Below are 20,699 nucleotides of genomic sequence, written 5' to 3' on the forward strand. Positions count from 1 at the left end.
CATCAAAATGTGATTATTTGTGGATAAGATCACTTATTTGAGTTAATTGAATTCATCTTAGTGTAAATTTTCATCATTTGTAAGTATCGAATGATTAATATTCAATATGTTTAACAATAAATAAAAGATTTGGGATGGATATATGGATTCAACATTATGGGTACTAGGTACTCTTATAATTAGTATCTTGCTCATTGTTTTTACTATAATAAAACTTAAGTTTCACCCGTTTTTAGCCTTACTGTTGGCCAGCTTCTTTGTAGGTACTGCAATGAAGATGAACCCTTTAGAAATGGTGAATGCGATTGAAAATGGTATTGGCGGTACACTCGGATTTTTAGCAGCAATTATCGGTTTAGGTACTATTCTAGGTAAAATGATGGAAATATCAGGTGCCGCAGAACGCATCGGTATTACATTGCAAAAGTGTCGTTGGTTATCTCCAGACGTTATTATGGTATTAGTTGGCCTTATTTGTGGTATTACACTTTTTGTTGAAGTTGGTGTGGTATTACTTATTCCACTTGCTTTCTCTATTGCGAAAAAAACAAATACATCATTATTAAAATTAGCCATTCCTTTATGTACGGCATTAATGGCCGTTCATTGTATTGTTCCTCCTCATCCAGCCGCGCTGTTTGTCACTAATGAATTAGGCGCAGATATGGGAACCGTGATTGTTGCCGGACTTGCGGTTGGTTTAGCTGCTTCATTAGTCGGTGGCCCGTTATTTTTAAAAGTATTAGGTGAGCGTTTGCCGTTTAAAACCGTACCTGAAGAATTTTCAGATATGGAAGTGCGTGAAGAAAAAGATTTGCCGTCGCTCGGTGCCACTCTCTTTACGGTATTATTGCCAATTGTTCTGATGCTGATAAAGACAGCCGCAGAATTAAATATGACAAAAGATACTTCGCTTTATACTGCATTACAGTTTATTGGTAATCCAATTACTGCAATGTTTATTGCTGCTTTTGTCGCTTATTATGTTTTAGGTATTCGCCGTAATATGGGCATGAATATCTTATTAAAGAAAACAGAAGATAGTTTTAGCTCTATTGCCAATATCTTATTAATCATTGGTGCTGGTGGTGCTTTTAATGGCATTTTAAAAGGCAGTGGTTTAAGTGAATCTTTAGCGTTAATTCTTTCTAACTTGGACATGCATCCTATTTTATTGGCTTGGTTGGTTGCCATTATCCTTCATGCGGCTGTTGGTTCTGCAACGGTTGCAATGATGGGAGCTACTGCAATTGTTGCACCATTAATGCCTTTATACCCAGACATTAGCCCTGAAATTATTACCTTAGCAATTGGTTCAGGTGCTATTGGTTGTACCATCGTCACAGACTCACTGTTTTGGTTAGTGAAACAGTATTGTAATGCAACTTTAAGTGAAACTTTTCGTTTTTACAGTGTCGCGACCTTTATTGCCTCCTTTGTCGCATTAGGCGGTACATTTATGCTTTCTTTTGTCATATAAAAGAGAACGACTATGAGCCATATAGATATAAATAAACTAATAAGTAATTTTCCACTAGTTCGTGACTTAGTGGGCTTAAAAGAAGTGGTTTGGTTTAACCCAAAGGTGACCACCACTGACCAGGGACTTCCATATGTTGGTTTAACGCAAGATGACGTAATTGATGCACAAGCACGGTTACAACGTTTTGCACCTTATTTAGCTAAAGCATTTCCAGAAACGGCGGTTACTCAAGGAATTATCGAATCAGAAGTGGTTGATATTCCTAAGATGAAAATTGCTCTTGAAAAGCGTTATAACACAACCATTTGCGGTCAGTTGCGTTTGAAAAAGGATAGCCATTTACCAATTTCAGGCTCAATTAAAGCACGAGGTGGAATCTATGAAGTATTAACGCACGCTGAGAAATTGGCAATAAACGCGGGGTTACTGAATACAGATGATAATTATGAAAAATTATTCTCTGATGAATTCCGTAAATTCTTTAGCCAATACAGCATCGCGGTTGGTTCAACAGGCAACTTAGGTATGTCTATTGGGATCATGAGTGCGAAATTAGGCTTTAGTGTAAGCGTTCATATGTCTGCTGATGCACGTCAGTGGAAAAAAGACAAATTACGCTCTCATGGCGTTAATGTTGTTGAATATGAACAAGATTACAGTATTGCTGTAGAAGAAGGCCGTAAAGAAGCAGAAAAAGATCCTAACTGTTTCTTTATTGATGATGAAAACTCAAAAACCTTGTTCTTGGGTTATGCCGTTGCCGGATTACGTTTGAAACGTCAATTTGAAGAACAAGGTGTTCGTGTTGATAGTGAACATCCTCTGTTTGTTTATTTGCCTTGTGGTGTTGGTGGTGGTCCTGGTGGTGTTGCGTTTGGGCTAAAACTGGCATTTGGTGATGCAGTGCATTGTTTATTTGCTGAGCCAACACATTCACCTTGTATGTTATTGGGCGTTTATACCCAGTTACATGAAGGTATTTCCGTACAAGAAATTGGCATCGACAACGTGACTGCCGCTGACGGTCTGGCTGTTGGTCGCGCATCAGGCTTCGTGGGGCGTGCAATGGAGCGCTTAATTGATGGCTATTACACTATTGATGATCAAGAGCTTTATGATTTGCTAAGTCTATTAAATAAAGAAGAAGGCATTAAGTTAGAACCTTCGGCATTAGCAGGAATGGCGGGAGCTGTACACGTCACTCAAGCTAAAGATTATCTGCAAGGTTTATCACTAGACAGTCAAAAAATGCAAAATGCAACGCATTTAGTCTGGGCTACAGGTGGTGGCATGGTTCCTGCGGATGAAATGCAAAAATATCTCGCTCAAGGAAAATAGAGCGTAGATCCGGGGCGATAAGGTTTATCTTTATCGTTCCATATAAAATAAAAGGGAGTAGTGCGAGTATCCAGTAATTATTATATAAAACAATAATATAGTAACAATGGATTAAACCAAGTGTTACATCAAACATTCACACCAGGATGTCACACCAGGGGAAAATGTCGTAGTATTATAATCATAAAAAAAGAGGCACCCATAGGGTGCCTCACTTACATCTATCGCTTTAAATATTAAATTTATTCTAAAATAAACATGCCATAAGGATGAATTTGGAGATAATAGCTGTCACCTACATTTGGTTGAAGCTGTGTGGCATTGACTTGTAATAGTAAAGTCTGATTTTGCCATTCGACGGTTACCTCATACTGAGGCCCCATATAAGCCACATGCACGATTTTACATTGCTGGCAGGCATCGCCTTGTTGAGATAAGGTGATAGCCTCGGGTCTAACTCCAACTCTAACATCTGTTTTAGTGGTATTAAATGTATCTGGCTTTGGTAGGCGATATTGAAAAATATCAACATAATCAGCGCCTAATGTGGCTGGGAATAAGTTTGCATCACCCATAAAGCTGGCCATAAATTCAGAAGCCGGTTGGCGATAAAGAGTTTGTGGTGAGCCTAATTGCATTATCTTACCTTTATTCATCACCAATACCATGTCAGAAACCGCAAAAGCTTCACTTTGGTCATGGGTTACATAAAGAGAAGTGATATTAAACTGTTGTTGTAATTCACGAATTTTCTCTCTCATACTACGACGCAAGTTCGCATCAAGGTTACTGAGTGGTTCATCAAAAAGCAGCACTTTCGGCTTTAAAATTAACGCGCGAGCTAATGCAACTCGTTGTTGTTGACCGCCTGAAATTTGGTCAACAAAACGATCTTCAAAGCCGGCTAAATCCACCAGCTCTAAGGCTTCAGTTACTCGTTGTTTGATTTCTGCTTTCGGACGCCCGAGCATTTTTAAGCCATAACCAATGTTTTCCCCTAATGACATATGAGGGAAAAGGGCATAAGACTGAAACACCATACAGATATCGCGTTGTTGAATTGAGCGTTCAGTGACATCTTCACCATCAATAAAAATCTTACCTTCTGTTGGTTTTTCTAATCCAGCAACTAAACGTAAAACAGTTGTTTTACCACAACCAGAAGGTCCTAATAATGAAACCATTTTACCTTGTGGAATAGACAAGCTGAGATCTTCAATAACTGTGTTAGAACCAAAGCGCTTAATGACATTTTTCAGTTCAACGAAATGTTGTTGTGTCATGGTTTATACTCCGTATTACTGTGCATTTTTGGCTTTAGAGCGTGAAACACGGGCTTCGCCAATCAAATAGTCAAATAAGAAAATAATTGCCAACATAACGACGATTAAAATCGAGCCGTAGGCAATTGCGACGCCGTATTCACCATCTTCAACACGGTTTAAAATATAAGCAGTTGCAACACGTGTATCTGGTGTAACAAGGAAGACGATGGCACTGACAGTGGTAATTGCACGTACAAAGCTATAAATTAGCGCAGACAAAATAGCTGGGCGCAATAGTGGCAATAGCACATAGAAAATCGTTCTCATTGAATTTGCTCTTAAGCTTAAAGAGGCTTCATCAAGTGATTTATCAATTTGCCCTAATCCCGCAATACCTGCACGTATCCCTACTGGCACATTACGCATTGTCATAGAGATAATCACAATCGCCGCAGTGCCCGTTAAATAGAACGGTGAGTCGTTAAACGCAAGAATATAAGAGACACCTGCAACCGTTCCCGGTACAGCGAAACAAAGCATGGTTGTGAACTCAATACTTTTCTTACCTTTAAAGTCTTGGCGCACAACGATATAGGCGATTAGCAATCCAAGAATGGCTGTAATAGGTGCTGCAATACCCGCATATAACAAGGTATCCAATAATGAAGGCCATGCTCCATCACTCATTCCTTGACCAAATAACTTGATAAAGTTATCAAGGGTTAAGGTGTAATCAACACCCCAGTTAACGGTAAAACTACCGTAGAAAATACTGCCATATAACAAGATATTAAAGACAACCCAAATGCCAAGAACAGTTGTTACAAATGCAATCAATGACGATGGTAAAGGTTGAACATCACCACGATAGGATTTCCCTGATACGGTGACGTAAGAGCGTTTACCAATCCACATATACTGCACGCAGAACACTAATAGTGAGAAAACTAAGAGTGACGCACCTAATGTACTGGCTGATTGATAATCTAGTTGAGAGCCGGTGATATAGAAATAAATCTGTGTGGCGATAACGTCAAAGTTACCCCCTAAAACTAATGGGTTACTAAAGTCAGCAAGAGATTGCACAATCACAATTAAAAATGCATTGGCTAATGCGGGCTTAAGTAACGGCATAAAGACGTTAAAGAAGGTTTGATAACGGTTAGCTCTTAAGGTGTAAGATGCTTCTTCTAGGGAAGGGTGTATGGTCTTGATTGCCCCATCTAAGATCATAAAAGACATTGGCGTAAAGGCGAGCACTTGAGCAAGCCAAATACCGGTAAAGCCATATAACCAGTTAGTGTTTTCAAGACCCGCATAAGTGGCAAGAAATTCTGTCACATAACCAGAGCGCCCCATCATAAGTGTGACTCCTAAACCGACAACAAAAGGAGGCGTTACGATAGGTAAGATAGAAAATACGCGACCAATAATGGCAGAGCGTACCGCAATACGAGATGTATAAATTGCTAGAATTAAACCAAAGAAAGTACAACCGATCCCCACAGCAATAGAGAGCATTATGGAGTTGAGCATTACTTGTACAATATGAGCTTGGCTTAAGATAGAAATAAATTCAAATGGAGCGAAATTGCCTGCGCTATCTTTAAACATCGGAATAAAAATAGCGATGCTAGGAAAGATAATAAAGGCGCCAATCAGTGCAACAACCGTGATTAACGATCCAATCACAAAGCTATCACCGCCAAGCCATTCCAAGCGTGTTAAGGCGGTTTTCATGATCATTCCCAGAGAAATAAAGAGAATGATCGCAGAATAACCTAAACCACGTCCTTCGAGGGTTGCACTAACGATTGCAATAAATGCACAAAACAGCGCAAAACCTGCATCAAAATAGTGGCGAGAGCGATTTTCACGCTTAGGGGCAGTTAATGGGCGAAATAACAGTAAACTTGGTAATAAAAACCAGAGCCAACTGATATTAACGCTACTCCAGCCGTAAGAGGTGAGTAATTCATCTGCTGTAGAATCTAAAAGACCGTAATCCAGGCTCCATGACGGCAGTAAAGCAAATGCCATCCATGCAATTAGGACCCATAAAAATATGGGGTCCCGCCTCTTTTTTTCAGGTAAAGCGAGTGTGTGAGACATAAATCCCCCGAGAGTAAATATATTTATTATTATGTGAAAAAGAGAGCGAGAGGTTATCTCGCTCTATTAATGGGCTATTTACCCATTTTTACTTCGGTAACCCACTTATTAATCAGTTCTTTACGTACTTCACTATCGCCATATTTATCCATGTCGTAGTTGATGAGTTTTAAGTCTGATAATTTCAGTGCCATTGGTGAAGATTCAGCCGAGGTATTGGTTAGAATTTGGTAAGATTTACCTTCTTTCCAACTAATTTCTTGCGCTTCTTTTGAGAGTGTCCAATCTACAAATAATTTAGCATTATCCATATTACGGGCATTTTTGATGATACTGACACCACCGATTTCATAGCCTGTACCTTCACAAGGTGAAATCAATTCAAGCGGTGCGCCATTTTCAACTTCTAATGAGTAATCATGTAAGAAACCAATACCAATGGCTGCTTCACCACGGGCTGCATTTCGTGCTGGGGCAATACCTGATTTTGTGTATTGAGAGATGTTAGTGTTGATTTTTTTTAGATAATCAAAGGCTTGTTCAGTACCCCATAACTGGTCGAAGGTTGCCAGTGCGGTATAAGCAGTTCCTGAACTTTGTGGATCGGCGATTTGAATTTCACCTTTATATTCAGGTTTGATTAAATCTTTCCAACAAGTTGGAATAGCAATTCCTTTTTCCTTTAAGCGATCTTTATTAACGCCGAAGCCTAAGATACCGACATAAACCGCAGACGAGTAGTTACCTTTACGTTTAGCGGGATCACGAAATTGTGGCATGATTTGATCGAGATTAGGTGAAACATAAGGCTCTAGCAGATCCATTTCACCCGCTTGTGAGTGAGGATCCATTGTACCGCCATACCAAACGTCAGCTTGTGGATTACGTTTTTCAGCTTCGATTTTGGCTAAAGTACTCCCCGAACCATTACGAACGAAGGTCGTTTTAACATCATATTTTTCGGCAAAGGCTTTTGTTTCAGCTTCACACATTGCATTTGTCGCACTACAGTAAACCACTAAGCGACCGGCAGCGTGGGTTGATAAGCTAACAGCAGAAAGTGCCAGACCAGTAGCAACAAGTGTAGAGAGGGTTTTCAATTTCATGTTCAGAACCTTTTAAATGTGTCGTCATCGGAAAATGAAAGAGGGCCTACTAAATGCTCTTGTTTGCTGACATCAGCAATCAACAACGGCATTAGCAGTAGTCCCATTAAGGCCGCAGCACTGGTTAATAATGCAAACATCCCAGTCCAACCATAATGCGCCATGACCTGACTTAATGGCCAACCTGCCATTGCTGCCCCTAAGTAGGCATACAATCCCAAGTAGCCAGTTACCGTGCCTGCCGCGTTTTTATGGCAATATTCTGTTGCAGCAAGCCCGATTAACATCTGTGGTCCGAACACGAAAAAACCGATACTAAAAAAACAGGCTGCGAGTAGAGCATAATGATGAATTGGAATTAACCAAAGGGCTGCCACTGCGGTAAAAAGTCCGAGTGAAAACAGTAATATCATTGGTGCTCGTTGGCCTCGGAATAAGAGATCCGAGCCCCAACCTGAACATAACGCCCCTAATAAACCACCCACTTCAAATAAAGAGAGGATGGCATTAGCACTCAATAAGTTGGCACCATGTGTTTCTGATAACCAGATATTTCCCCAATCGTTTATCGCCATACGTATGAGATAAACCAAAATATAAGAAAATCCTAGCAACCAAATCATTCGGTTAAATAAAATGCTCTCTTTCAAAATAGTTAGCATCGGTTTAGGTGGAGAAGCTTGCTCTTGACGTAGTTCAAAAACATCACGTCGCCATACACCGACGGTAGGCAATCCTTCTTCTACCGGAGTGCCTTTTAACCGCACGCATAGCCATAACCCAATAATAATGCCGATAATACCGGGTACAAGCAGTGCCACTTGCCAACTATAATGCGTCGCTAGCCACGCTGTTAAAATGGGAAGACTCATCCCGCCAAGGTTGATTGAAATATTCCATAATCCCCACCAGAAGCCGCGCTCATTACGTGAATACCAGTGTGTTAACAACCTTGCACAAGGCGGCCAGCCAAAGCCTTGAAAGAAACCATTTAGTGCCCAGACCAAAAGCAGTGCAGGAAATGAAAGACAATAGGCAAAAATAATATTCATAATGCCAGTCATCACTAATCCCACACCCATAAACCAGCGGTATCCCCATCTATCATGGAAAATACCAGAAACAAATTTAGATAAACCGTAAGTGAGATAAAAAAGGCTGGCTATCCAACCGATATCTCCTTTATCTAAATTCAATTCAATCTGCATAACGGGCATCACAAAGTTGACGCTTTTACGTGTAAGATAGAAAGTGGCATAACCAATAATCATCGACAGCATTAAGTTTTTGCGCCAAAAGTTATAGGTCTTATTTATTGATGCCGAATTTTTACCTGACATAACATCCTCTTTGATGTTGCAAATGTAAAAAAAATGTCGCGAAAAAGAATGAGATAAGGTTGTAGATGACTAAGACTTATTCTTAGTTTTCACTGTTTTCTTTTGAATTTGTGGGTAAGTTAACAATTATTTTCGTGCCGTGATGATTTATCACTTCCCATTCTCCACCTAAAGCGCGAATGCGTTCTTCAATGCCGCGCAATCCAAAACCGCTACTTTGTTGTGTTGATAATGATGTGGGGAGCATACCAATACCATTATCGCTAATGATCAACCGTAGGCGGTTTTTGTTTTGGGTTAATGAGACTTCAATATAGGTTGCGTTGGCATGTTTACTAATATTATTTAATAACTCTTGTACCAAACGGTAGAGCGTAAAAATTATGGTTTCGTTTTCAGGCTCTTTATCTAATGAATAATTAAAATTACAGGTGATGCCATTGTCATTAAAGGCAAATTCATTGATTAAATGGTGAAGGGCTTTTTCAAGCGACATTTCTTCTAAAACAGGTGGGCGCAATTGTCGTAGAAGTTGACGTGTAGATTGATGAATTTGCAATGCTAGGCGTTCTATTTGTTCGCCCGTTTGTCGCGTTTTATCGTTATTGGCCGTTTTCTTCATTAGCATCGATTGAATTTGGATTGCAGTAATATTTTGTCCAATTTCATCATGTAACTCGCGGGCAATCGCTTTTTTTACATCTTCTTCGGTATGAACCAGTTGCTCCATTAATTCACGTCTGGCTTGAAGTTCTTGCTCTAGACGTAATCGATAATGACGTAAATTATGGGCTAATTGCTGTTGACGGCTTATTGCTATCCCTAAACCAATGCCAATAATAGCTTGCGTGGTTAAGAACATTTCTAATTCACGTAAGTCATTAAATGCGCCGTTTACTTGGCGAGCAAAGGTAATAATTAAGCTTCCTAGTAATGCTGATAATACACCACCTTGCCAGCCATAACGGTAGGCCATAAAGACATTAGGAATAAAAACGAGAATAACTAATAAACGCTCTATTTCTGGTGTTAAGAAAAACTGTGCGCTTAATCCAATAAGGCAAAATAAAAATCCCCACATTAATAATGATGTTCTTAATGGAGGATCAGGTGTTCCATCAGAGATTAACGCTCGACTTTGTAATTCACGAAGATATTCATAAAGTAAAAAAACAAAAGGTGCGAGTAATATGCCACCGGTGACTGAGGTTAGAAAAACTCCGCTGGTGGTATTAATAAAAAAGCCAAGAATAAAGGCTTGTAACAGACTATTAAAGCCAACAGCGCCAATTAACAAGGTTAAGCGTTGCCAGTAGAGTGGATATCGCCACCAAATACGTTGAACTTCTAAGGCGATAATTAGGCTTAATAATGGAGAAAGATAAATAATAGCATGGGTAATTAACTGCTCTTGTGTTAGCCAGTAATAAAGCCCCCATTCAGCAAATAACATCGGTAGCCAAAAGCGCCGCCAAAGCAAAATAATCAAGGCTAATCGCAGACCTTGAGGTAAGAAAAGGGCTGCTTGTTGCCCATTTTTACTTAAATAGAAACCAATCACCCAAAGTGATAGCCAAAGTAAAGAGTAGGTGAGTAATAAAAAGAGGGATTGAAGAAGAAAACGCAGTCCTCTTTTCATGTTACAGCGATCCTGTGATCAACTGATTTTTTAAGGCGAAATGGACTAAATCGATGGTTGTTTCACAGCCTAATTTGCCAAGTACATTAGCGCGATGAACGTGTACAGTTTTATGGCTAAGATTAAGTTGTACAGCAATTGTTTTGACATTAACGCCTTGAACTAAAAGGTTGAAAATTTCTCTTTCACGGGGCGTTAATGTATGCAGAGCATCTTCTTTCTCAGGGGTATGTCGTAATGCTTTCATGGCATCAGAGCAAAGATAACAGCCACCTTGATGTACGGCGCGTACTGCTTGAACTAATTCTTCGGGGCCACAACGTTTGGTTAAATAACCACGAGCACCTGAATCAAGTGCGCTTTGAACAAAGGCGGGGGTATCATAAATACTTAAAATAATTGTACGAAAATCAGGGCGTTTTTGTTTTAAACGGCTCTGCAGTTGTAAACCACTTTCACCCGGCATAGAGAGATCCATGACAGCAACATCAATATCATCATGCGCTAAATAAGGCCATGCTTCTTGCCCATTAGAATACTCACCCACAATGTGAATATCGGGTTCTAGCATTAACAGCTGTGCAAAGCCAGAACGCACAACAATGTGATCATCCACTAAAGCAACTTTTATCATAATTTTTTATTAGTCAGAGAGTAGTCAGATAATACTTACCTGATTTATAACAAGCTACAGGATGATAAGCGAGCAAAAAGGGAGAAGAAATACGGTTTTGAATCTTATATCTCGTTTTTATCAAGGTGAATCGTGACAAGCAAATAATAACAATAGGTTATTTATTGTTATTATTTCCCATAAGCAGGGAACCTCTGCCTATGGGAAGTGATTAATATTTTATTAATTAGGCAACTTGAACCGGCACGGCTTTGGCTATGCGTTTCATTTCATTGTTGTCTTCAAAATATGCAATATTGGGTTTATGGCTACGCGCATCACTATCAGGAATTTGTACATAAGAGCAAATAATTAAGCGATCACCAACGGCGGCTCGACGTGCAGCTGCACCATTGACTGAAATAATTCGTGAACCTCTTTCCGCACAAATTGCGTAAGTTGAAAAGCGTTCACCATTATCTACGTTATAAATATCAATTGCTTCATTTTCAAGAATACCAGCAGCATCCATGAAATCCTGATCAATCGCGCAAGAGCCTTCATAATGAAGATCGGCTTGTGTCACTTTTACGCGGTGAAGTTTGCCTTGTAACATAGTGCGTAGCATTGTTGTGTTTCCTATTCTTTTATAATCAATACACCAAATTAATTAAACAAGATCAACTTGCTGATTATCAATAAGGCGAGTATTACCTAACCACGCAGCCATTAAAATAACAGCACGACGGCTCTCTTCATTTAATGGAGTGAGTGTATCTGCATCGCAAATAAAGCATTCATCAGCGCGAAAACCTTGGCTTTCTAATGTGCTTTTTGCATTTTGCAGTAATTGGTTTACATCGTGATTGCCTGACTTTAATTGCTCGGCAATAACTTGTATAGCTTGATAAAGCTTAGGGGCTTGCTGTTTTTCATTCTCGGATAACAGGCGATTACGAGAGCTTAATGCAAGCCCTTCTTTATTACGTACGATAGCAACAGGAACGATGCTGATATCCATACATAAATCACTTACCATCTTCTTGATAATTTGCAGTTGTTGGAAATCTTTTTCACCAAACATTGCAATATCGGGTTGAACAAGATTAAACAGTTTACTGACGACAGTAGTTACACCACGAAAATGTCCTGGGCGGCTTGCACCTTCCAATACAGTAGAAAGTACAGGTACATCAACCGTTGTTTGATTTTCCATACCATGTGGATACATCTCTTTTGCTGATGGTGCAAAGATGATATCTACATTTTTATCACGCAATAATTCGCAATCTTCTTGTAAAGTACGAGGGTAATTTGCTAAATCGGCTTCTCTATCAAATTGAAGTGGATTAACAAAAATAGACGCAATCACCACATCGGCATGAATACGAGCTTCTTCAATCAGTTTCAAATGACCTTCATGAAGATTGCCCATTGTTGGAACCAATGCAATGCGTTTACCTTCTTGCTTTAATCGCTTGATTTCTCTGCGTAAGATAAGCGTAGTTTCAATAATTAGCACGGCGTGACTCCTTTAAACGATATTTATAAATTGAGATGGTAAATCAGTTAAATGAATGTTGCTCTTGTGGAAACAGGCCTTGTTCTACTTGCTGAACATAAAGGCTAACTGCGCCTTTTAATGAGCCGGCTTCTTGTAAAAAATCTTTTGAGAACTTCGGTGCTTGAGGTGTTAAACCTAATAAATCGTGCATAACCAGAATTTGCCCATCAGTGACATTTCCAGCACCAATACCTATCACAGGTACTGTTAATGCATTGGTGATGGTTTTGGCGAGTGAAACCGGCACACACTCTAATACCGCAAGTTGAGCACCTGCATTCTCAAGAGCGATTGCATCTTGCTTTAATTGCTCTGCTTCATAATCTTTTCTGCCTTGGACTTTATAACCGCCAAATACGTTGACTGATTGTGGCGTTAATCCTAGGTGAATACACACGGGTACTGCGCGCTCTGTTAGCATTTCAACAGTAGGAATAAGCCAATTACCGCCTTCAATTTTCACCATATTTGCCCCTGCTTGCATCAAGGTACCAGCAGTAAGGCAAGCTTGTTCTGGGGTTGCATATGACATAAAGGGCATATCAGCAATTAAAAAAGCGTTCGGCGCACCTGCTCTGACACAGCGGGTGTGATAGGCGATTTGCTCAACAGTAACCGGTAATGTACTGCTATGGCCTTGTAGCGTCATTCCCAATGAATCACCAATAAGCATGGCTTGAATACCTTCTTGTGCGAAAAGGCGGGCAAAACTTGCATCATAAGCGGTGATCGTAGCGAATTTTTTCTTTTCTTGCTTATAGCGATTTAGCGTTGAAAGCGTCGTGGGTTTCATTATAACAAACTCCATCATTGTTGGTTTTTGTGTGCAGATAAAATAAAATGCTTCACATAATTATTTGTTTATTAAGTAAATTTTCAAATCACAAATATAAAGCCGCTTTCGATTGTAGCATTTAAGGACTAAAAACGAAGAAAAAGTAGTTAAATGAGTAATAAAAAAGAATGATTAATAAGAAAAGATTATATATGTCAATCAGTTAGTGATAGGAATAAAGCTACAATCATTCAAATGGCGAGAAGGTCATAAAGGTGGGGTTGTAATACAGTGAATGTGTGGTAGTGAGATAGAGGCTGATACCGTGTTTATTTTTTACAGTATCAACCTTTAGCTTTAGTGGAGGACTTACGTGGTATCACCACTTTTCCATGCCATTTTCAGGCACTAACGCTAATCTATCTGCTAATAACTCACCATCAGGAAAGCGAAGATCTGGTGCTAATTCGGCTAATGGATAGAGCATAAATTCACGGACTTTTAGCCCGTAATGAGGCACTGTTAAACGCTCTGTTTGGATCACTTCATCACCAAATAACATAATATCGAGATCCAGCGTTCTAGGGCCCCAGCGGTTACCTTCTTTTCTGACGCGACCTTGTGCTAATTCAATCGCTTGAGTGTTATCAAGCAAGATTTCTGGCGTCAAGGTTGTATCAACGGCGACGGCAACATTAAGAAAATCGGGTTGATCTTGTGGCCCCATAGGGCGAGTACGATACCAGGAAGATTGAGCAATCAGTGTGGTTTGTGGGATCTCACTGATTGCTTTAATTGCTGAATTTACCTGATCCTCAGGTGAATTCAAATTGCTACCTAAAATGATATAAACACGTTTTGTCTGTTTACTCATTATTGTTCTCTTGTCTTGATGCTGTTTTTGCACTTGGATGGCGAGGACGCTTACGTGGGCGAGGGCGTCTACGAACAGGTGCTTGACCTAATTCTGAGACCATTGAGCGTTGTTGTGTATTGTTAGAGGCTTGGAAATCAGCCCACCAGCTTGCTAACGCTTGAAGCTCTGGATTGCGTTGTACATTGGCACGTAATTCCAGTAAATCGAACGCTGCACGGAATTTAGGGTGCTCAAGTAATTTATTCGCACGACGGCCTTGGCGTTTAGGTAAACGTTGCTGTAATTGCCAGATATCACGCATCATGGTTGTAATGCGTTTTGGAATTGCAATTGTACGGCATTGTTCATCTAAAATATCATTCATCGCCATAGCGAAAGAATCATAGTAAGAAAGACCACTTTCTTGGACTAATTTCTCTGCATGTTCGATTAATGGATACCACAACATTGCCGCAAATAAGAATGCCGGATTAACACGCATATCTTTATTAATACGATAGTCTGTATTTTTGAGAACTTGATCCAGCATTCTCTCCATCGGCGTATCATGTTGTTCTGTCATTTTTGATGCTACTAGCGGGAACAGCGGCTCAAGCAACTGATGGCGACACATGAGTTTATATGTTTTATAGCCTTGCCCTGTTTGTAATAATTTCAGTGATTCTTCAAACAGACGAGCTGAAGGAATATTACGTAATAATGGCGCAAGTCTGCTAATTGGCTCTGCGGTTTCAGGTGCAATTTGCATATCAAGCTTACTGGCAAAGCGAATAGCTCTTAACATTCTAACGGGATCTTCGCGGTAACGCGTCTCAGGATCGCCAATCAAACGAATAATGCCTGCTTTAAGATCAGCTAAACCTCCAACGTAATCACGCACAGCAAAATCATCAACACCGTAATAGAGGCTGTTTAATGTAAAGTCACGACGGATGGCATCTTCTTCAATGGAGCCAAAAATATTGTCGCGCAGTAACATACCGCTTTGTGCTTGCTGTGATTGGTTGTTGTCTGAAATTTCATGATCTTCATGAGAGCCACGGAAAGTGGCCACTTCAATCACTTCAGGGCCAAACATGATATGTGCAAGACGAAAACGACGACCGACTAAACGACTGTTGCGGAATAATCGACGTACATCTTCAGGGGTTGCATTTGTGGCAATATCAAAATCTTTTGGTTTTTTTCCCAGTAGTAAGTCACGGACACCACCACCGACTAAATAAGCCTGAAAACCAGAGTTATTTAGGCGATAAAGCACTTTTAATGCATTGTCACTGATGTCTTTACGTGAAATTGGGTGTTGATCTCTTGGGATCACAGTCATTGGCAAATCACTCCCGTTCGCCTTTTCTTTATTACTCTTTTTCTTACGGGGACGGTCTGCGGATATAGCAGGACGCCGACGCACAGGTTTCTGTGTTTCTTGTATTGGTCGGTCAGATGCTGTTGTGACTGGCCTTTCACTTGCTACCGGTTGTGTGTCTGATGACGTTGTTTGTCGCCCTAGCAGATTACGGCAGAAATGTGCTACTCGATTAAAAATATGACACCTCGAATAATAAATTCTAATAATTAAAAAAATTAAGCGGCTAATCATAGCCTACTGAACATTTTTTGAGAATGCTTTGTGTGGTTTATTCGTATCCTTGTTGCTGATGATTTTGTTTTAAAATCTCAGAAGGTGACCACTGCGCAATCGCAATCTCTAATAATGATGCTAACGAATAATCCTGCCAGCCAGCGATAATCGGCTGATTAAGAAATTGTAAAGCATCGATAATGACGGGTCTTGGATCAGAATCCGGCAATGCATGTGCGTGATTTTGTTTCGATAATTTATTACCGTCATGATTTATTGCTAAAGGCAAATGAGCATAACGCGGAATAGGTAAATTCAGTTGTTTATGTAAACTGATTTGTCGCAATGTGGGATCAAGTAGATCAGCACCTCTTACCACTTCGGTCACACCTTGATAATTATCATCAATCACCGTCACTAGATTATACGCAAATAAGTTATTTTTTCTGTGAATAATCATATCTTCTAGTACGATAGATGTACTTTTAGAATAATAGGTGCCTTGGATCATGTCTTCAAAATGATAAACAGGGTGCTGCTGGATCAGTCGCCATGCACTGTTTTTATCAAAAGGTGTCTCGCTATTCGCTAACGGAGCGTGGTGGCGACAGTGATTATCATACACACCACCCAAATCATGCAAACGATGACGGCTACACTGGCAGTGATAACAGATACCTTCTCGCCAAAGTGCGGACAGTATTTCATGATAAGCATCATGGCGTTGTGATTGATAAAGAATATCACCATCCCAAAACAATCCATAACGCTCTAATGTGCGAATAATTAAGGATGCCGTATTAGGAGGTTCTCTAGAAGGATCAATATCATCGATGCGAAGAAGCCAACGCCCGTGGTATGCGCGAGCTTGAAGGTAACTACCAAGTGCAGTAACCAATGAGCCAAAATGAAGTTGACCCGTTGGTGATGGCGCAAAGCGCCCAATATAGTCTGTAATCTCGTGCATCGAAAGATTCAGATAAACGCCTCAACGTATCAGGTTGAGGCGTTGGCTCATCAATTAGCCAGCCATCTGCTTTTCACGGATTTCAGCTAATGTTTTACAGTCGATACATAAATCGGCGGTAGGGCGAGCTTCTAAACGGCGGATGCCGATTTCAACGCCACAAGATTCACAGAAGCCGAAGTCATCATCTTCAACTTTTTTCAGTGTTTTCTCGATTTTCTTAATGAGTTTACGTTCACGATCACGGTTACGCAGCTCAAGACTGAATTCTTCTTCTTGTGCAGCACGGTCAACGGGATCGGGGAAGTTTGCCGCCTCATCTTGCATATGAGTAACGGTGCGGTTGACTTCATCCCTGAGCTGATTGCGCCAAGATTCAAGTATTAGCTTAAAATGCGCTAATTGGGCTTCGTTCATGTACTCTTCGCCCGCTTTTTCCTGATATGGCTCAACGCCAGCAATAGCGAGAATGCTCATGGACGATGTTTTACGCTTTTGCCCTTCTTGCATAATGCTTCTCCTACATACGCATTTCTGAATAATCCCCACCTTCAAAACAGGAAGGGGAAAAAATAGGGCGCTATAAATAGCAGATGCCCGCGAGGATAGCAATTATTCCTTTAATAAGTTTTCTCATGGTGTGAAGGCACGCAAGTAAATGTCCCTTTTTAGTTAAAAAATGCTTAACTAAAGCCATGAAAAACAATTAACCATTTGAAATGAAAGGTAATTGCTGTCCAATTGTTAAATTGTATTCACTAATATTGATGCGATAACACAAAATTTCAACCCCTGCATCATGTGCTTCTTTTAGCAATGAAGCATAGTCAGGGTCAATCTCTTTAGCAACAGTCACTTCCGTAATGCCAGTATGGGGAACTGCGTAGAATAAGACAGCCCTTAAGCCCAATTTTGCGATAGCCGTCAACTCTCGAAGATGTTTCTGGCCACGTTGTGTTTTGGCATCAGGAAAATAACCCATTCCACTATCTAACAATGTGACTGACTTCACTTCAATATAGCAGTCAACTTTATGATTTGATTTAAGTAAAATGTCAATACGACTATTTTCATTCCCGTATTTGATTTCTCGTTTTATCTCTTCATATTCAGATAATTCTGGAATGTCACCTGCTTCAATGGCATCTGCAACAATACCATTCGCTCTTAAGGTATTAACACAAATCCAATCATCAGTTTGAGTCTGTGTCAGTTCCCAACTGTGTGGGTATTTTCTTTTTGCATTTGAAGAGGTGGAATACCAAACCGTATCACCGGGAGTCGCACATCCTGTCATTGCGCCTGTGTTGGCACAATGAAGCGTGAATTCTTCCCCATCAGGGGTAACAACGTCTGCTAAAAAACGCTTATATCGTTTTAGTAAAGTGGCAGATTGTAGCGGTTGCTCAAATTTCATGACAACTCCGATGAAAATACGATCTTTAATAAAGCGCTAATGCTACAATGCCAAGCCGAGAAAGTTAATGAGTCATGGAGCCTGTGTGCATTTATTGCCAATCTTTGAGGTAACGGAAAATATCGTTACTGCGTTAAAACAATCCCCACAAGTCTTACTTCATGCGCCAACAGGTGCAGGTAAATCAACAGCGCTTCCCCTCTATTTACTTCAGCAAAACCTTTTTGATGGCAAAATAATTTTATTAGAGCCAAGACGAATTGCCGCTAAAAGCATTGCTTATCGTTTAGCAAGCCAGCTTAATGAAGAAGTGGGTCATACGATAGGCTATCGTATGAAAGCAGAAAGCAAAGTGAGCCAGCACACTCGACTTGAAGTGGTAACAGAAGGTGTATTAAACCGCATGTTACAGCAAGATCCAGAACTGACAGGCATCAGTCTTGTGATATTAGATGAATTTCATGAACGCAGTTTACAGGCTGATTTAGCGCTGGCTCTATTACTCGATGTCCAAATGGGATTACGCGATGATTTGCGTGTTTTGATTATGTCTGCAACATTAGATAATCAAAAACTCACGACATTATTACCTGAGGCGCCCATGATCAGCGCTCAAGGGCGCAGTTATCCCGTAGAACGATGCTATTTTCCTATCAATACGCATCAACCTTTTGAACAAGAAATTGCCACCATGGCTTTGCGATTACTGGCACAAGAAACAGGCTCCATGTTGATATTCTTGCCGGGTAGCGCAGAGATTATGCGTGTTACTGAAATACTAAAAGATAAAGTAGACAATTCAGTATTGCTGTTCCCACTGTATGGCGCTCTTTCATTAGCTGAACAACAAAAGGCGATAGAACCAACAGAGCAAGGCTATCGAAAAGTGGTACTTGCGACCAATATCGCAGAAACCAGCTTAACAATTGAAGGTATCCGCCTTGTATTGGATAGTACAATTGAGAAACGCGCTCAGTTTGATTTAAAAAGCGGTATCACCAGCTTGCTACGCCAGAGAATTAGTCAATCATCACAAACACAAAGAGCTGGGCGTGCGGGTCGCCTTGAGGCTGGAATTTGCTGGCATTTAATGAGCCAAGAACAATCACAACGCATTGCCTCTCATCAAGTACCAGAAATTTTAAGTAGCGATTTATCCTCATTATGGCTTTCCGTATTGCAATGGGGATGTCGCGATATTAACCAGTTAAACTGGTTAGATACACCTTCGTCACAAGCATTGAATGCAGCTAAAGATTTATTGTATCGTTTAGGCGCTATTGATAAACAAGATGGGTTAACACCGCGTGGCTTGCGTATGGCGCAATGGGGAATAGAGCCTCGACTCGCGGCAATATTAGATTATGCTAGTGAACAAAGTGACAATCATCTTGTTACGGCTTCTCGATTATGTGCAATCCTAGAAGAACCACCACGAGGGCAAGAAATTAATTTAGAGTGGATTGCTCAACAAAAAAATACTTTCTGGACACGACGTGAAAAGCAACTTTCTCAACATCGAAAAGAGACTTTTTGTCCAGAATTATTAGGGTCATTATTAGTTGTCGGGTTTCCTGATAGAATTGCTAAAAATCGTGATAATCAAGGCCGTTTTCGTTTAGCCAATGGGCAGGGGGCAATGATGGACGACACTCAAGCAATAAGTGATGCACCTTGGATTTTAGCGCCGTTGTTACTTCAAAATACACATTATGCTGATGCGCGCATTTTATTAGCGCTACCTATTGATATTGATGAAATATCAACGACCTTTTCTGAACTTATTGAAGAAAATACCACGGTTGAATGGGATGAAAAACGCGGTACGTTAATTGCTTGGCAACAACGCCAATTAGGGCGACTAACCTTAAGTCAGCGTCAACTAGACAAACCCAATAAACAACAAATGCAACAAGCATTATTGAATTGGTTGAGAGATAACGGCTTAAATGCATTAGCCCTTAGTGAAGAGACTAATCAGTTTTTTATACGGCTTTCTTTAGCGAAAAAATGGTGTCCAGAAGCCTTATTACCTGATTTAGGTGGATCTGTATTACTTGAAACTTTAGAAGCATGGTTGTTGCCTGAATTGGGTGAAATTCAAACATTAAAAGCATTGCAACAAATTGATATTAATACAATTATTAAAAACCAATTAACATGGCATGAAAATCAGTTGCTACAAAATTTATTTCCAACGCACTATTTAGCACCAACAGGTACAAAAGTGGCTATCCAATATGATCTAGAGTTACCACCAGTGATCGCGATCCGCATTCAAGAAGTTTATGGTGAGAAACAAAGCCCTATTGTAGCAAATGGTCAATTACCTGTTGTAATGGAGTTATTATCACCCGCTCATCGGCCTATTCAAAAAACACAAGACTTAGCAACGTTTTGGGTTGGAAGTTATAAAGAGGTACAAAAAGAGATGAAAGGGCGTTATCCAAAACATTTGTGGCCTGATTCACCCGCTAATACTGCACCTACACGGCGAGTAAAAAAATATAGCCAATAAATAAATACAAGTTTTAACCTAGTGTTATTTATATTTGAGAGCTTTCTTGTGTGATCACACAGAAAAATAGCGACAATGTTAGGCTTCTTTATCCCGTGATAAA

17 protein-coding genes are annotated in these 20,699 nt (G+C 40.1%); 3 read left to right on the forward strand and 14 right to left on the reverse strand.

Translation table 11 applies throughout. From position 1 onward, the window contains the following. The first annotated feature begins 142 nt into the window (after nt 1-142). Both dsdX and dsdA read left to right on the forward strand, forming a co-directional pair. Entirely contained in the window at nt 143-1,480 is a 1,338-nt protein-coding gene (gene dsdX, locus ABN217_RS08650; RefSeq protein WP_072070969.1) for a D-serine transporter DsdX, read from the forward strand. 12 nt (nt 1,481-1,492) lie between these two features. Beyond that, complete coding sequence (gene dsdA / locus ABN217_RS08655; protein WP_196553589.1) at nt 1,493-2,821, forward strand: D-serine ammonia-lyase; 1,329 nt, start codon at nt 1,493-1,495, stop codon at nt 2,819-2,821. Nucleotides 2,822-3,063: 242 nt separating this feature from the next. On the opposite strand, the gene fbpC is transcribed toward dsdA, so the two are convergent. The 14 genes from fbpC to sfsA form a co-directional block, all read right to left on the reverse strand. Further along, nucleotides 3,064-4,104 carry a ferric ABC transporter ATP-binding protein gene (fbpC, locus tag ABN217_RS08660; RefSeq protein WP_072070967.1) on the reverse strand — a complete coding sequence of 347 codons (1,041 nt, stop codon included), beginning with the start codon at nt 4,102-4,104 and terminating at the stop codon, nt 3,064-3,066. A gap of 15 nt (nt 4,105-4,119) precedes the next feature. Next, complete coding sequence (locus ABN217_RS08665) at nt 4,120-6,198, reverse strand: ABC transporter permease (protein WP_349459309.1); 2,079 nt, start codon at nt 6,196-6,198, stop codon at nt 4,120-4,122. Nucleotides 6,199-6,272: 74 nt separating this feature from the next. Next, nucleotides 6,273-7,304 carry an ABC transporter substrate-binding protein gene (locus ABN217_RS08670; protein ID WP_023580795.1) on the reverse strand — a complete coding sequence of 344 codons (1,032 nt, stop codon included), beginning with the start codon at nt 7,302-7,304 and terminating at the stop codon, nt 6,273-6,275. A gap of 2 nt (nt 7,305-7,306) precedes the next feature. Further along, the gene (gene uhpC, locus ABN217_RS08675; protein WP_082151857.1) at nt 7,307-8,659 is read right to left on the reverse strand and encodes an MFS transporter family glucose-6-phosphate receptor UhpC; all 1,353 of its coding nucleotides are present in this window, start codon (nt 8,657-8,659) and stop codon (nt 7,307-7,309) included. 67 nt (nt 8,660-8,726) lie between these two features. Continuing rightward, nucleotides 8,727-10,283 (reverse strand): MASE1 domain-containing sensor histidine kinase, encoded by a 1,557-nt coding sequence (locus ABN217_RS08680; RefSeq protein ID WP_349459310.1) that lies wholly within the window; start codon nt 10,281-10,283, stop codon nt 8,727-8,729. Nucleotide 10,284: 1 nt separating this feature from the next. Continuing rightward, nucleotides 10,285-10,917 carry a response regulator transcription factor gene (locus ABN217_RS08685; RefSeq protein WP_072070962.1) on the reverse strand — a complete coding sequence of 211 codons (633 nt, stop codon included), beginning with the start codon at nt 10,915-10,917 and terminating at the stop codon, nt 10,285-10,287. Between the two features lie 226 nt (nt 10,918-11,143). Further along, nucleotides 11,144-11,524: an aspartate 1-decarboxylase gene (panD, locus tag ABN217_RS08690; RefSeq protein WP_064719124.1), complete on the reverse strand. Its 381-nt coding sequence runs from the start codon at nt 11,522-11,524 to the stop codon at nt 11,144-11,146. 42 nt (nt 11,525-11,566) lie between these two features. Next, the gene (gene panC / locus ABN217_RS08695; RefSeq protein ID WP_196553591.1) at nt 11,567-12,418 is read right to left on the reverse strand and encodes a pantoate--beta-alanine ligase; all 852 of its coding nucleotides are present in this window, start codon (nt 12,416-12,418) and stop codon (nt 11,567-11,569) included. A 43-nt stretch (nt 12,419-12,461) separates the two neighbouring features. Beyond that, nucleotides 12,462-13,253 (reverse strand): 3-methyl-2-oxobutanoate hydroxymethyltransferase, encoded by a 792-nt coding sequence (panB, locus tag ABN217_RS08700; protein WP_196553592.1) that lies wholly within the window; start codon nt 13,251-13,253, stop codon nt 12,462-12,464. 361 nt (nt 13,254-13,614) lie between these two features. Next, on the reverse strand, nt 13,615-14,109 hold the full coding sequence (gene folK / locus ABN217_RS08705; protein ID WP_164525980.1) for a 2-amino-4-hydroxy-6-hydroxymethyldihydropteridine diphosphokinase: 495 nt from the start codon (nt 14,107-14,109) through the stop codon (nt 13,615-13,617). Then, the gene (gene pcnB, locus ABN217_RS08710; RefSeq protein ID WP_502929688.1) at nt 14,102-15,439 is read right to left on the reverse strand and encodes a polynucleotide adenylyltransferase PcnB; all 1,338 of its coding nucleotides are present in this window, start codon (nt 15,437-15,439) and stop codon (nt 14,102-14,104) included. Before pcnB ends, folK begins: the two co-directional genes overlap by 8 nt. Before the next feature lie 310 nt (nt 15,440-15,749). After that, nucleotides 15,750-16,661 (reverse strand): tRNA glutamyl-Q(34) synthetase GluQRS, encoded by a 912-nt coding sequence (gene gluQRS / locus ABN217_RS08715; protein ID WP_349459311.1) that lies wholly within the window; start codon nt 16,659-16,661, stop codon nt 15,750-15,752. 54 nt (nt 16,662-16,715) lie between these two features. After that, nucleotides 16,716-17,171, reverse strand: a complete 456-nt coding sequence (dksA, locus tag ABN217_RS08720) for an RNA polymerase-binding protein DksA (protein WP_023580786.1) — start codon at nt 17,169-17,171, stop codon at nt 16,716-16,718. Between the two features lie 196 nt (nt 17,172-17,367). Beyond that, complete coding sequence (gene sfsA / locus ABN217_RS08725) at nt 17,368-18,078, reverse strand: DNA/RNA nuclease SfsA (protein ID WP_196553594.1); 711 nt, start codon at nt 18,076-18,078, stop codon at nt 17,368-17,370. A gap of 85 nt (nt 18,079-18,163) precedes the next feature. Here sfsA and hrpB point away from each other — a divergent pair, with 85 nt between their 5' ends. Beyond that, nucleotides 18,164-20,596 carry an ATP-dependent helicase HrpB gene (gene hrpB, locus ABN217_RS08730; RefSeq protein WP_349459318.1) on the forward strand — a complete coding sequence of 811 codons (2,433 nt, stop codon included), beginning with the start codon at nt 18,164-18,166 and terminating at the stop codon, nt 20,594-20,596. The last annotated feature ends 103 nt before the right edge of the window (nt 20,597-20,699 follow it).

This window comes from Proteus sp. fly-1067 (assembly GCF_040139345.1).
Classification (GTDB): domain Bacteria; phylum Pseudomonadota; class Gammaproteobacteria; order Enterobacterales; family Enterobacteriaceae; genus Proteus; species Proteus vulgaris_B.